The following is a 13798-nucleotide window of genomic DNA, read 5'->3' as shown; positions in this document are numbered from 1 at the left end:
CCAAGGAAACCATGATGTCTTCCCTGCTGGAACTGCGCGACCTGAAGGTTGCCTTCGGCGCGCACCAGGCCGTGCGTGGACTGGACCTGTCGATTGCCGCCGGCCAGACGGTGGCCCTGGTCGGCGAATCCGGCTGCGGCAAGTCCACCACGGCCCTGTCGATATTGCGCCTGCTGGATGGCTCGGCCCGGCTCAGCGGTCAGGTACTGTTCGAGGGGCGCGACCTGCTGCGTCTGCCGGAACCGGAACTGGTCGCCCTGCGCGGCCAGGACATCGCCATGATCTTCCAGGAGCCGATGACCTCGCTCAATCCGGTGCTCTCCATCGGCCAGCAACTGGTGGAGGCGATCCGCCTACACCAGCCGCTGGACGGCGCGGCCGCGCGGACGCGCGCACTGGAATTGCTGGCCCAGGTCCGCATCCCTGACCCGGCCAGACGCATCGATGATTACCCGCACCAGCTCTCCGGTGGCCAGCGCCAGCGCGTGATGATCGCCATGGCCATCGCCAACCGTCCGCGCCTGCTGATCGCCGACGAGCCGACCACCGCGCTGGATGTCACGGTGCAGGCGCAGATCCTGAAGCTGCTGGACCAATTGCGGCGCGAGCTGGGCATGGCCGTACTGCTCATCACCCATGACCTGGGCGTGGTGGAGCAATGGGCCGACCGCGTGGCCGTCATGTTCGCCGGCGAGAAGGTGGAAGAAGCCACGACCGCGCAACTCTTTGCCGCGCCCCGCCATGCCTATACGCGAGGCTTGCTGGGAGCGTCCTTGCGGCTGGAGCAGGAACTGCACTACCGTCGGCAACGTCTCCCCGAAATCCGCAATGACATCGATGCAGACGGCCAGTGGCGTTTCAGCCTGACCGATACGGCACTCAGGCAAGTGATCCCGCCGCTGGCAGCCGGCGCTGCGCCCCTGCTATCGGTACAGGAGCTGCATGTGGATTACCTGACGCCCAAGGGCAGCGTGCACGCAGTACGCGGCGTCAGCCTGGACATCGCCCCCGGCCAGACCGTGGGTCTGGTAGGCGAATCGGGTTGCGGCAAGTCCACCCTCTCGCGCAGCATCATCGGCCTGGAAGACAGCCGCAGCGGCCGTATCCTGCTGGACGGCCAGGACATCGCCCGGCTGGATCGCAAGGCCCTGCGCCCCTTGCGCAGGCGGGTACAGATGGTGTTCCAGGACCCGTATGCATCGCTCAATCCGCGCCACAGCGTGCGCGACATCCTGGATACGGCCCTGCAGATCCATGAAGTCCGGGACCGCAACGAGCGCCAGCGGCGCGTCAGCCAGATCATCGATCTGGTCGGCCTCCCACAGGCCGCTCTGGGCCGCTACGCCCACCAGTTCTCGGGCGGCCAGCGCCAGCGCATCGGGATCGCCCGGGCGCTGGTACTCAAGCCTGCGCTGGTGATCTGCGACGAACCGGTCTCGGCGCTGGACGTCTCGGTACAGGCCCAGATACTGAACCTGCTGGTCGATCTGAAGCAGGAGTTCGGCCTGGCCTACCTGTTCATCTCGCACGACCTGTCGGTGGTGCGCTACATCGCCGACCGCGTACTGGTCATGCAAGGCGGGCGCATCGTCGAGGAAGGCGATCATCGTTCCATCTGGCAGGCACCGCAGCATCCCTATACCCGTACTCTGCTGGCGGCGGCACCAGGCAATGCCTATGCACGTAGCGTCGCGGCACAGCCGGAGCGGCTCATCGCCTGAGCCGGACGCCAGCTTGCCGAGGCTGGCGATCCTGCCGACTGGTCAAGACTGGTGATGTCGTGCTTCACTGCGCTCTCCCTCGTGGTCATAGACAGGCGCCAGTATAGCGGCCAGACCGTCATACCTGGCGCGCTGGACGATACCATTGCGCTGATGCCACCGGAGATGCCCTTCGTCATAGTGAGAGCGATAGCGGCAGGCCTACACCACGACGATGTTGTCGATCACCCGCTCCACGCCGGGCGTATGTTGCGCTGCCCGGCAAGCTTCCTGGCGTTCGGCAAGCGAGCCGACCATGCCGGTAAGGGTGACGACCTTGTCGTTCACGCCCACATAGAGGGCCGTGGTCTGGATGTGCGCCCGCCGTTGCAAGGCTGTTTCGATGCTGTTCCTGATGTCACGCGGTGCAGCGCTGGCCTGCACCGTGATCAGGTTGCTGATGCCGATCAGGCCGAAGAGATTGCGGAGCGACTGTTCGGCCGCTTCACGCTGGTGGTCGAAACAGACCTGGCCCGACAGGGTGATCCAGCCGTGCTCCACCTTGATCTGGATGCCTTCCTTCGGCAACAGCACATTCCATTCGATGGCGTGGCGGGCTGCAGCGGCAATCTCGCTGTCCGTCCTCTGGCTGGCGCCGGGCAGGTGTACGTCGATCTCCACGGCCAGCCCCTTGACACCACCCACGCGCAAGGCGGCCCGTTCGGCCGCATACTTTTGGGCGTAGCTGTCGAGATGCCCGGTCAGCGTCACGATCCCGCTGACCACCTCCACGCCGATGCGATTGTCGTCGAAGGCACTATCCCAGGCCAGTTCGTCCATGACTTCCTGCCGCAATTGATGGTCGCTTTTCATCGCCCTGCTCCCTTGAGAAGTTGCTCTTCAGCCAGCCTTGCTCCTGGCGACCTTGTTCGTGGCCTTGGGTATTGGCTTGCCGTCAGCGGCTGCACTGTTGGTGCCGGAGGTGGCATTGTCCAGATAGGCGGCATATTGGCCGTTCAAGCCCGTCATCCGTTGTTGCGTGGCGTGATTCAGCCTGGCAGTGAGTTCGGCCAGCCACTCGACCAGCTGCCCGGCAAAGACGGCGCTTTCCTGCATCTCATTGCGCCAGCGTTCAGCCATCATTGAGGCCGCTTCCACCGGGGTTCTTGCTTCCACGCATTGCTTGGCCAGCAGGATTGCATTGCCGCTTTCGCGGCGCAGGAAACTGCTATCCAGGTCGTAGAGCTTGCTCATGCTTGCGAGGGTGGTGGCGCCGAGTTCGACGCTGGCCTCGATCTGGTGGCTGGCGTAGCCCAGCCAGAAGTCGGCGTAGTTGTCCATGTTGGGGAGGCGCATGGGATTTCCTTTCCAGAATCTGGCAATGCCTGATCGAGAACGCCAGAGGTCATTGCCTGCCTTTCCAGCGTCGCTTGCCGTGGCCTGGGCTGGATCAGCCGGCACAGGCGTCCACAATGTTCAGCAAGTCTGATCCTTATATGAAGATTCTGCGCTAGACATCGGGTGCAAAACTGATGCAAGTCAAGTTCCCGTGCTGACCCGACAAAGCCTCGCTGGCTGGCCTTGACTTACATCAGTAGGCCGGGCCAGGCCCTGGCGCACAGTTGCGCCATGCAATCCCGGTCAATTTGCATCGGGTGCAGTTCATGGAGTGAGCCATGCGACAGATTTCCCCCACCCAATGGGTCCGGCTTGGCAGCCTGCTGGACGACGCCGAACATTCACTGCGCCAGCGCATGCAGGCAGCGGACTTCACCAACGACGAAGGTCTGGAGCGGGCCACCACCGCGCAGGTGATGTCGGATCAGGAGTTGCATGAATTGCAGGACATCAGCCAGGCACGATCGCGCATGCAGGACGGCAGCTATGGACTGTGCGCAGATTGCGGGGCCGATATCGCGGTCGAGCGTCTGCTGGCCTATCCCACCGCCAAGCGTTGTCTGGCCTGCCAGCAACTGCACGAACGTCGCCACTCCAGGGCCGCCTGATGAACACGCACGCACAAGCCTGGCCACTGCTTCCGCAGACGGCTGTCATGCCTACGCCGACCGAGCGCCTGGACATGCAGGTGCATGCAGCCCTGGCCCGCTCCAGCGGCTCGCTGTCGCTGGCGTCGGGATTGCTGGCCGCCATCGACTGGGCCGCGCACCTGGCCGTTTCCCCCGGCAAACGCCTGGAGTTGCTGTGCCTGGCCCTGCAGCAGGGCAACCGACTGTTGCATTACATGGGCAGTGCCCAATCCAATGCCCAGGCTGCCGACCTGCCGGTCGCGGACCGCCGCTTTGCCGCACCGGACTGGCAGCGCTGGCCCTACAACCTGTGGCACCAGGGCTTCCTGCTGACCGAACAATGGTGCAATGCCGCCACGCGCGATGTCTGGGGTGTCGAAAAACATCATGCCGATCTGGTCAATTTCGCTGCGCGCCAGCTACTGGACATGTTCTCGCCCGGCAACTATCTGTTGACCAATCCGGAAGTGCTGCGTGTGAGCGTGGAACAAGGCGGCAACAATCTCCTGACCGGCCTGCAGAACTGCATGAACGACATGGTCGGTCTGCTGCTGGAACAGCCCACCATTACCGATCGCAGCTTCCTGCCCGGCAAGGATGTGGCGATCACGCCCGGCAAGGTGGTCCTGCGCAACGACATCATGGAATTGATCCAGTACGCCCCGGCCGGCAAGGCGGTGTATCCGGAGCCGCTGCTGATCATTCCGGCCTGGATCATGAAGTACTACATCCTGGACCTGTCACCGGCGAACTCGCTGATCCGCTATCTGGTCGAGCGCGGTCACACGGTGTTCTGCGTCTCCTGGAAGAATCCAGGTCCTGAAGACCGCGACCTGGGCATGGACGACTATCTGAACGCCGGCCTGCATGCCGCCCTCGACACGGTCAATCGCATCGTGCCCGGCCAGAAGGTACATGGCGCCGGCTATTGCCTGGGTGGCAGCCTGCTGGCCATTGCAGCGGCCGCGATGGCACGCGACGGCGACTCGCGCCTGGCATCGCTGACCTTGCTGGCGGCCCAGACCGACTTCAGCGAGCCGGGTGAACTGGGCCTGTTCATCGACGAAAGCCAGATCAGCCTGCTGGAGGCCCAGATGCAAGAGGCCGGCACGCTCAGCCAGACACAGATGGCGGCCGCCTTCCAGATGCTGCGCTCCTACGACCTGCTCTGGTCACGCGTGATCGGCCAATACCTGATGGGTACGCCGGCCCGCAACAGCGACCTGATGGAATGGAATGCGGACGCCACCCGCATGCCGGCTCGCATGCATTCGCAATATCTGCGCCGGCTGTTCCTGGATGACGATCTGAGCGAAGGCCGCTATCCCGTGGAGGGCAAGCCAGTCGCGCTCAGTGACATCAATACCCCGGTATTCCTGGTGGGAACGGTCCGCGACCACGTCGCGCCCTGGCACTCGGTCTTCAAGCTGCATTATCTGTGCCCTGCGGAAATCACCTTCGTCTTGGTCAGCGGCGGCCACAATGCCGGCATCGTCAGCCCGCCGGGGCATCCGCGCAGCCAGTTCCAGATGCGCCACCGGCCGGCCGGTGGCGCCTACTGCCCGCCCGATCAATGGGCTGCAGAGACTCCCTTCACCGAAGGATCCTGGTGGCCCGCCTGGCAGACCTGGCTGGCGCAGCATTCGGGCGAGCCCACCACTCCGCCCCGTCTGGGCGGCGCAAAAGCCGGGCGGATGGACGATGCGCCCGGAACCTACATCATGGAGAAATAGGATGGTGCTTTCGCTGGAAGGAAAAAAAGGCCTGGTGGTCGGCATCGCCGACAAGCACAGCATCGCCTGGGGCTGTGCGCGTGCACTGCACGCGGCCGGCGCCGAACTGGCCGTGACATGGCTCAACGACAAGGCGCGCCACTATGTGGAACCCCTGGCGGATCAAGTGCAGGCCTCCATCATGTGCCCGCTGGACGTCAGTCAACCTGGCCAGATGGAGCATCTTTTCGAGCTGATCACGACGCACTGGGGCAGGCTCGACTTCGTGCTGCATTCGATCGCCTTCGCACCGGCGGCGGATCTGCACGACCGCGTCGTGAATTGCTCGCCCGAGGGATTTGCCAAGGCAATGGACGTATCCTGCCATTCCTTCATCCGCATGGCCCGCCTGGCGCAGCCCCTGATGAAGAATGGCGGTAGTCTGATCACCATGAGTTATGTCGGTGCCGACGAGGTCGTCAGCAACTACGGCATGATGGGCCCGGTCAAGGCAGCGCTGGAAGCCAGCGTGCGCTATCTGGCCAGCGACCTGGGCCCGGCTGGCATCCGGGTCAATGCCGTGTCGCCGGGGCCGCTGGCCACGCGGGCAGCCTCCGGACTGAATTGCTTCGAGGAGTTTCTGACCGACGCCGCCCGCCGTTCGCCCTTGCGCCGGCTGGCCAATATCGACGATGTCGGTGACCTGTGCAGCTTTCTGGCCAGCGATGCGTCCAGCGTCATCACCGGAAACACCCTGTATGTCGATGCGGGCTATCACATCGTCGCATGAGCCCCCGGGCAAGCGTGAGCGCCGCAGCGCCGAATCCGCTCCAGCCCATTCCCAGCCGAGGACACCATGACCGAAGCATCATCAGGCAGCCCCGCCAACATGACAGAAACGCACGCCAGCGACGACCTGCTCGGCCTGATCCGCAACCGGGTCTTCGCGGAAATCGCCATCGGTGACACTGCCACCATCACCCGCACGCTCACCTCGGCCGACATCCAGCTCTTCGCGGTCATCTCCGGTGACGCCAATCCCCAGCACCTGGATGCCGCCTTCGCCAAGGAAAGCCGGTTCCACGGGCTCATCGCGCATGGCATGTTCGGCGGCGCATTGATCTCGGCGGTCCTGGGGACCCGCCTGCCGGGACCCGGCACGATCTATCTCGGTCAGACCCTGCGGTTTCTGCATCCGGTACGCATCGGCGATACGCTGCAGACCAGCGTCACCGTGGTCGCACGTGACGAGGCCCGGCACCGGCTGACGCTCAAATGCGCCTGCGTCAATCAGGACAATGTCATCGTGATCGAAGGCGAGGCCGACATCATCGCACCCACCGAATCCATCGTGCGACGCCGGACCACCTTGCCGGAAGTCAGCATGAAGATGGGCGATGGCGAGCTGCAACAGTTGCTCGACCATACGCGCCAGCTGGGGCCGGTCAAGGTCGCCATCGTCCACCCCTGCGACGCGGCCAGCCTGTCAGCGGTCATGGACGCCCATGCCGCCGGCATCATCCTGCCGGTACTGGTGGCGCCCCGGGCCAAGCTGCTGGCCCTGGCGGCGCAGCAAAAGCTGGATATCTCCGCGTTCCCCATCGAGGACGTTCCCCACAGCCACGCGGCAGCGGCACGTGCGGTCGAGCTGGCCAGCCAGGGACAGGTGGAGATGCTGATGAAAGGCAGCCTGCATACCGACGAATTCATGAGCGCCGTGGTGGCCAGCCCGGCGCTGCACACCAAGCGCCGCATGAGCCATTGCTACCTGATGCAGACGCCCTCCTACCCGCGGCCCTTCATCATCACCGATGCAGCCGTGAACATCGAACCGACGCTGGAAGAAAAGGCCGACATCATCCGTAACGCCATCGACCTGGCCCAGGCCATTGGCGTCAAGCTGCCCAGGGTGGCCATTCTGGCGGCGGTGGAGACGGTCAATCCGAGGATGCCGGCCACGCTGGACGCCGCCGCGCTATGCAAGATGGCCGATCGCGGGCAGATCACCGGCGGCGTACTGGATGGCCCGCTGGCCTTCGACAATGCGGTCTCGCCGGTATCGGCACGGGTCAAGGGCATCGTCTCGGAAGTGGCAGGACAGGCGGACATCCTGGTGGTCCCCGACCTGGAAAGCGGCAATCTGCTGGCCAAGCAACTGGAATATCTGGGTGGCGCCGTCAGCGCCGGTCTGGTGCTTGGCGCACGCCTGCCGCTGGTGCTGACCAGCCGCGCCGATTCACGCGAAACACGGCTGGCCTCCTGCGCCGTGGCGCGCCTGGTGGCGCAGCACTACACCACCACGCCACTCTGACCGGAATGCATGGTGACCTGTGCGGCTGCCGTGTGCTCCGACTTCATATGACTGGCCCAAGCAAGCTAATGCGAAATGCGCAGTTTGGCTTGCCTGCCCGGGGCTCTATGATGTGCTCATCCCGGCCATCCGGCCTGCGGCATCCATTCTCCCGGACACCATCGACCTCATGAGCACACTTCCCTCCGACCTCCTGCAGCGCATTGCCGGCGGCGCCGCCCAGCGCGATGCACAGCGTGAACAACCCTTTGCCTTGATCGAAGAAATCAAGGCCACCGGATTCGGTGCAAGGCGGCTCGACGCCGATTACGGTGGCGGTGGCGCCACCTTCGTGCAGACCCTGGAGACGGCCATCGAGCTGGGCGCGGCCGATCCCAACATCGCCCACATCTGGCGCAATCACCATGTGGCCCTGGAGCGCGTGCTCAACGCCCCGTTGCAACATCCCGGCGTGGACGCACTGCGCGAGCGCGTGCGTGCCGGCGACCTGATCGGCGCCTCCCATACCGAACTGGGACAGGCACAGATCGGCGGCACCGGTGTGCTCTCTACGCGCCTGGTCCGCCAGGGCGAGCACTATGTGCTCAACGGCCAGAAGTTCTATTCGACCGGTTCGCTCTTCGCCGACTGGCTGCACGTGACGGTGTCGGTGGAAGACGGCCGCCGCGCGGTGGTCCTGCTGCCACGCCAGCGCGAAGGCGTACAGACCGTGGACGACTGGTACGGCATGGGCCAGCGCCTGACCGGCAGCGGTACCACCAACTTCGAGAATGTCCTGGTGGCCCCGCACGAAGTGCTGCTGCCGGATCAGGTACCGGCGCGCCAGGCGGTGCTGGGCTCGACCATTGCGCAACTGTTCCTCACGGCGGTCATAGCCGGCGTGGTGAGCGCAGTGGCACGCGACGCCAGCGCACTGCTGTTCAAACGCAAGCGCAATTACTACTACGCCCCCACACCGGCGGCGTCAGATGATCCTATCCTGCTGAGCGCCCTGGGCGAGCGCGATGCCGATGCCTTCGCCACCCGTGCCATCGTGCTCGCCGCCGCCAGCGAGGCCGACCGCGCCTATGCCGCCCTGAAGAGCAATGCGGCCGATGCCGATGACCGCCTGCAGGATGCCGCTGCTGCCGCCGCACGTGCCAAGGTGGTGGTGGATCGCATCGCCCATCACGCCGCCACGGCCCTGTTCGACATCGCCGGGGCCTCGGCCACGCTCACCTCGGCCAACCTGGACCGTCACTGGCGCAATATCCGCACCATCTCCACCCACAACCCGACTTCGCACAAGGCCTTTGCACTGGGCAACCTGAGTGCGAACCAGGTCCGCCTGCCGACCCAGGGATTCTTCTGAGCCCACAGGGGCGCGCACTCCGCCCCGCCCCCAGCCTTGCCCCGGCTGATGCCGACAAAGCGACGTAACTGGCAATGGCGGTAAACGTTCCAATTTGGTTTGATGTTCTATAAAGTAGACAAAAAACCAAATGAGGAATACATCGCTGTGGCAAACATGTCGGCCACCAATCCGCCTGCGACAGAGGCAAGGCAGCCGGTCCAGGGCGTGGCAGCGGGCGGGCGGCGCAAGGGGTGGCGTCCATGGCGCCTCCTGCTCCTGTTGTGCTGCCTGCTGACACTTTCCGAAGGCCAGACCAAAGTGCTGTCCGTCGGCGTCTACCAGAACCCGCCCAAGATCTTCTTCGACAGTGCCGGCACCGCCTCGGGTCTGCATATCGACCTGCTGCGCCAGATCGCCAGCCGCGAGGACTGGCAACTGCGTTTCGTGCCCTGCGAATGGCAGACCTGCCTGCAGTGGGTGGAAAACGGGCAGATCGACATCCTTCCCGATGTGGCCTGGACCGAGCAGCGTGAAAAAGTACTGCAATACTCCGCCGTGCCGGCGCTCTACAGCTGGTCCATCCTGTATCGCAACCGAGCCGTGGTGATCGATTCGGTGTTCGACCTCAAGGGCAAGAAGATCGGCCTGCTCGACAGCTCGGTGCAGGCCAGTTATTTCCGTTCCTTGATGGACAATTCGGGGATCAAACTCACCCTGGTGCCGTTGAAGAACGTGGAAGAAGGTTTCCGCATGGCCGCCGCCGGCGAGATCGATGGCATCATCGCCAGCCAGCAGGCGGGCGATATGCTGGCCGACCGCTATCGCCTGGCCGACACCAGCATCGTGTTCCAGCCGGTCAAGCTGTATTTCGTCAGCAGCAAGCAACAGCCCCCGGAGACCCTGGCGGCCATCGACCGTGCCCTGTCACAGTGGCAGGCCGATCCGCGCTCCATCTACTTCGATATCCTGCACAAGTGGGGCCGTGGCGCGACCTCGCTGCCGACCTACGTCTGGTGGTTGCTCGGCGGCGCCCTGGCGCTGCTGGTCTTGACCTTGCTGATCGCCGCCTACCTGCGCAGGGAAGTCGCCCGCCGCACCGCCAGACTCAGGCAAAGCGAAGCCTCATTGCGCATCGCCGCGGCGGCCTTCCATTCTTCCGAGGCGATCTGGGTCATGGGTGCCGATCGCAGCGTGCTTGATGTCAACGCCGCCTTTACCGAGTTGACCGGGTATCGACGGGGCGACCCGGACCTGGCTGCCCAGGGGATGCCGCCCTGCCGTCAGGAGCAGGGCGACCGGGATTTCCGGACCAGCCTGTGGGCCCTGATCCAGAGCCAGGGGAAATGGCAGGGCGAGCTCTGCGTACAGCGTCGTGGCGGCGACGAATTCCATGCCGTGCTCACCCTGACCGCGGTGAATGACCCCGCCGGTGGCGTGAGTCACTATGTCGGGACGCTGCTGGACATCAGCAGCCAGAAGCGCCTGCAGGAGGAAACCCGTCAACTGGCCTTCTACGACCCGCTCACCGGCCTGCCCAACCGCCGCCTGCTGCTGGAGAAGATCCAGCCCGCCAGCCACCGTGGCCAAACGGCTGACAGCAGTCAAGGCGTGGGAGCATTGTTCTTCGTCGACGTCGACAACTTCAAGGACCTCAATGACGCCATGGGCCACACTGTTGGCGACCAGCTTTTGCAGCAGGTGGCGCAGCGTCTGCAGAACCTGGTCGGCCGTACCGGCATGGTGGCGCGTCTGGGCGGAGACGAATTCGTGGTGCTGCTGGATGGACTGCCGGCCCAACAGGCCCATTTGCTGGCCAGCCAGTTCGCCCAGCGCATCATCGATGCCATGCAAGCGCGCTTCGACTTCCATGGCGTCGGCCATTTCGCGACCTGCTCGGTCGGCGTGGCATTGATGCAGGACCCGCATGCCAGCGTACAGGACCTGCTGCGCCAGGGCGATCTGGCCATGTACGCGGCCAAGAAGGCGGGACGCAATACCTTCTGCCTGTTCAACCAGGAAATGGAATCGGCCCTGCATTTCCGCACCGGCCTGGAGAACGACCTGCGCCGCGCCATCGAGAACCGAGAGTTCAGCCTGCACTACCAGCCGCAGCGTGACCAGGCCGGTCGCCTGATCGGAGTGGAAGCCCTGGCGCGCTGGCACAATCCCTTCCGGGGCCCGGTCTCGCCTGGCCTCTTCATTCCCGTGGCGGAGGCCTCGGGCCTGATCCTGCCACTGGGCCATTGGGTGTTCGAGCAGGCCTGCCGCCAATCCGTGCGCTGGAACCGCAGCGACAACGGCAGTCGGCCACCGGTGGTCATCGCGGTCAATGTGAGCGCGCTCCAGCTGCGTCAGCCGGATTTCGTGCAGGACATTCTGCACACCATCGAAGAGACCGGCGCGCAGACTGCCCACCTCAAGCTGGAGTTGACGGAGTCGGCCATGGTGGAGGACGTGCAATCCACCATCGACAAGATGCTGGAGTTGAAGCGTCATGGGCTGACGCTGGCGCTGGACGATTTCGGTACCGGCTATTCCTCGCTGTCGCTGCTCAAGCGCCTGCCGCTGGACCAGCTCAAGATCGACCAGTCCTTCGTCCGCGAATTGCTGGCCACGCCCAGCGATGTCGCCATCGCCAGAAGCATCATCGCCCTGGCCGATGCGCTGGGCCTGGAAGTCATTGCCGAAGGCGTCGAGACCCGCGAGCAGCAGCAATTCCTGGCCGCCCTGGGCTGCACCCGCTACCAGGGCTACCTGTTCGGCAAGCCGGTGCCGGCCGAGCAGTTCGACGGCAGCTATTGATCACACGGGATAGGCTGTGATGACCGGCGGCCAGCGGCCGGCAGTGGCGCCGTTCAGTGGGCGGCGCTGCGATCGGCCAGCATCAGGTATTCGGCATGCAGGTGGGCCGCTTCCAGTACCTTGCGGTATTTGTCCCGGTCGGCCGGGACACTGGCGAGTTCATGCTGCAGCAGCTGTCCGATGATCTCGCTGGCCTCGGCCGCTTCGGTGCCGGCCGTCTGCATCGCCAGCAGGCAGTTCCTGACGGTGGCGCGCACCAGTTCGGCGACCGGTTCATCCTGTTCGGACATGTCGCACAGCCGGACGATGATGCCCAGATGGCGGCGTGCGATGCTCATGGCGTTGGTACACATGGTCCCCTCCTTATCGTGGATTCACGATAGGACGGCGACCACGTGCGCACCATCAGGCGTTTCCTGATTGCAAGCCCGGCAACAGCAGCCAGGCTTCAGAGCGCCTGCAGCAGGACCCCGCCCAGCGCCAGGATCACCACCACCGCCAATGGCGCCAGACGCCAGGCCATCAGCAGCACCATGCCGGTCACGGCCAGCGTAAAATCGCGGGCATTGAATACTGCACTGGTCCACACCGGGTTGTAGAGCGCCCCGGCCAGCAGGCCGACTACGGCGGCATTGGCCCCGCGCATGGCGGCCTGGGCCAGCGGCCGTTGCCGGAAGTCGTCCCAGAACGGCAGCGCGCCCAACAGCAGCAGGAAACCCGGCAGGAAGATCGCCAGCAGGCACAGCACGGCACCTGCCACGCCATTGGGGAAGGCTTGCATCACCGTGCCAAGGTAGGCCGCAAAGGTAAAGAGCGGACCCGGCACCGCCTGCGCGGCACCATAACCGGCCAGGAAGACATCGTTGGAGACCCAGCCGGGACCGACCACTTCGGCCTGCAGCAAGGGCAGGACCACATGTCCGCCGCCGAAGACCAGTGAGGCCGAACGATAGAACGCATCAAACACGAAAACCGCATGCAGCCCGGACCACGTCGCCACCAGCGGCAAGCCGACCAGCAATAGCAGGAAGGCTGCCAGGCAGGCCAGGCCGACACCGCGCGACACGCCGAATCCCAGTTGTCCCCGGCTGGTCACGGCAAGGTCGCGACAGAACAACAAGCCGGCCACGGTACCAAACAGGATGGCGGCGATCTGGCCCACGGCGCTGCCGGCGCCGACCACGATCATCAACGCACCCAGCGCGATGCTGATGCGCTGGCGGTCGGGCGTGATGGTGCGCGCCATGCCCCAGACCGCCTGGGCCACCACGGCCACGGCCACGATCTTCAGACCGTGCAGCAGACCGGTACCGAGGACACCCGACATGCTCCCAGCGACCAGGCCAAAGACCAGCAGCAACAGCGCCGATGGCAAGGTGAATGCCGCCCAGGCTGCCAGGGCGCCCCACGGGCCGCCACGCAACAGGCCCAGGGCGAAACCGACCTGGCTGGACGCCGGGCCGGGCAGGAACTGGCATAGCGCGACCAGATCGGCATAGCTGCTTTCACCAATCCAGCGGCGGCGCACCACGAGTTCTTCCCGGAAATATGCGAGGTGCGCCACCGGTCCGCCGAAGGAGGTCAGCCCCAGCTTGAGGAAAACACGCAGTACCTCGCCGGCACTGCCGCGTGCTGCGCGGTCATCCTGGGATATCGGGTCTTCGTCGTGCGTCATTACGCAAGAACTCACTTTCTGCATCTCGATGGCATCTGTACACCGCAGGCTGCGGTGTCTGCAGGCTGGCTATCATAATGCAGCCGCTCGAACCTACCAATGCCATGTACAGGCGGCGGATAGGCGGTGCCGCGTTTCGCCGCCCGGCCCCCCTCCTAAACACAAACACTTCTCATTCGTCTATCAGAGAGCGCGCCATCCGGCACGCGCCAGCCCGGCTGGCGACCCTTCCTTGCGT

At 64.7% G+C, this 13798-nt stretch carries 11 protein-coding genes; 7 read left to right on the top strand and 4 right to left on the bottom strand.

All coding sequences use genetic code 11. The annotated features are described in order from the left end of the window. Nucleotides 1-14: 14 nt before the first annotated feature. Entirely contained in the window at nucleotides 15-1721 is a 1707-nt protein-coding gene (locus VE092_RS12560) for an ABC transporter ATP-binding protein (RefSeq protein ID WP_324877277.1), read from the top strand. A gap of 201 nt (nucleotides 1722-1922) precedes the next feature. Here the strand turns inward: VE092_RS12560 and VE092_RS12555 are convergent, their stop codons facing one another. Both VE092_RS12555 and VE092_RS12550 read right to left on the bottom strand, forming a co-directional pair. Then, the gene (locus VE092_RS12555; RefSeq protein ID WP_324877216.1) at nucleotides 1923-2573 is read right to left on the bottom strand and encodes a BON domain-containing protein; all 651 of its coding nucleotides are present in this window, start codon (nucleotides 2571-2573) and stop codon (nucleotides 1923-1925) included. Between the two features lie 27 nt (nucleotides 2574-2600). Further along, entirely contained in the window at nucleotides 2601-3056 is a 456-nt protein-coding gene (locus VE092_RS12550) for a hypothetical protein (protein WP_324877214.1), read from the bottom strand. 320 nt (nucleotides 3057-3376) lie between these two features. Between VE092_RS12550 and VE092_RS12545 the strand changes: the two genes are divergently transcribed. The 6 genes from VE092_RS12545 to VE092_RS12520 all read left to right on the top strand — a co-directional run bounded on the left by VE092_RS12545 (nucleotide 3377) and on the right by VE092_RS12520 (nucleotide 11885). Continuing rightward, nucleotides 3377-3706: a TraR/DksA family transcriptional regulator gene (locus VE092_RS12545; RefSeq protein WP_324877212.1), complete on the top strand. Its 330-nt coding sequence runs from the start codon at nucleotides 3377-3379 to the stop codon at nucleotides 3704-3706. A gap of 47 nt (nucleotides 3707-3753) precedes the next feature. Beyond that, entirely contained in the window at nucleotides 3754-5460 is a 1707-nt protein-coding gene (locus VE092_RS12540) for an alpha/beta fold hydrolase (protein WP_324877210.1), read from the top strand. A gap of 1 nt (nucleotide 5461) precedes the next feature. Beyond that, nucleotides 5462-6229, top strand: coding sequence for an enoyl-ACP reductase FabI (fabI, locus tag VE092_RS12535; protein ID WP_324877208.1), 768 nt, complete (start codon nucleotides 5462-5464; stop codon nucleotides 6227-6229). A 99-nt stretch (nucleotides 6230-6328) separates the two neighbouring features. After that, on the top strand, nucleotides 6329-7750 hold the full coding sequence (locus tag VE092_RS12530) for a bifunctional enoyl-CoA hydratase/phosphate acetyltransferase (RefSeq protein ID WP_324877206.1): 1422 nt from the start codon (nucleotides 6329-6331) through the stop codon (nucleotides 7748-7750). Nucleotides 7751-7919: 169 nt separating this feature from the next. Further along, nucleotides 7920-9101, top strand: a complete 1182-nt coding sequence (locus VE092_RS12525; protein WP_324877204.1) for an acyl-CoA dehydrogenase family protein — start codon at nucleotides 7920-7922, stop codon at nucleotides 9099-9101. 156 nt (nucleotides 9102-9257) lie between these two features. Next, on the top strand, nucleotides 9258-11885 hold the full coding sequence (locus tag VE092_RS12520) for an EAL domain-containing protein (RefSeq protein ID WP_324877275.1): 2628 nt from the start codon (nucleotides 9258-9260) through the stop codon (nucleotides 11883-11885). Between the two features lie 53 nt (nucleotides 11886-11938). Here the strand turns inward: VE092_RS12520 and VE092_RS12515 are convergent, their stop codons facing one another. Further along, entirely contained in the window at nucleotides 11939-12238 is a 300-nt protein-coding gene (locus VE092_RS12515) for a hypothetical protein (protein ID WP_077238569.1), read from the bottom strand. 95 nt (nucleotides 12239-12333) lie between these two features. Beyond that, nucleotides 12334-13560 carry a chromate efflux transporter gene (gene chrA / locus VE092_RS12510; protein ID WP_324877201.1) on the bottom strand — a complete coding sequence of 409 codons (1227 nt, stop codon included), beginning with the start codon at nucleotides 13558-13560 and terminating at the stop codon, nucleotides 12334-12336. Between the last annotated feature and the right edge of the window lie 238 nt (nucleotides 13561-13798).

The organism is Herbaspirillum sp. (assembly GCF_035644555.1).
GTDB lineage: Bacteria > Pseudomonadota > Gammaproteobacteria > Burkholderiales > Burkholderiaceae_D > Herbaspirillum.
Note: the sequence above shows the minus strand (reverse complement) of the source record. Positions and strands in the feature narration are given on the sequence as shown.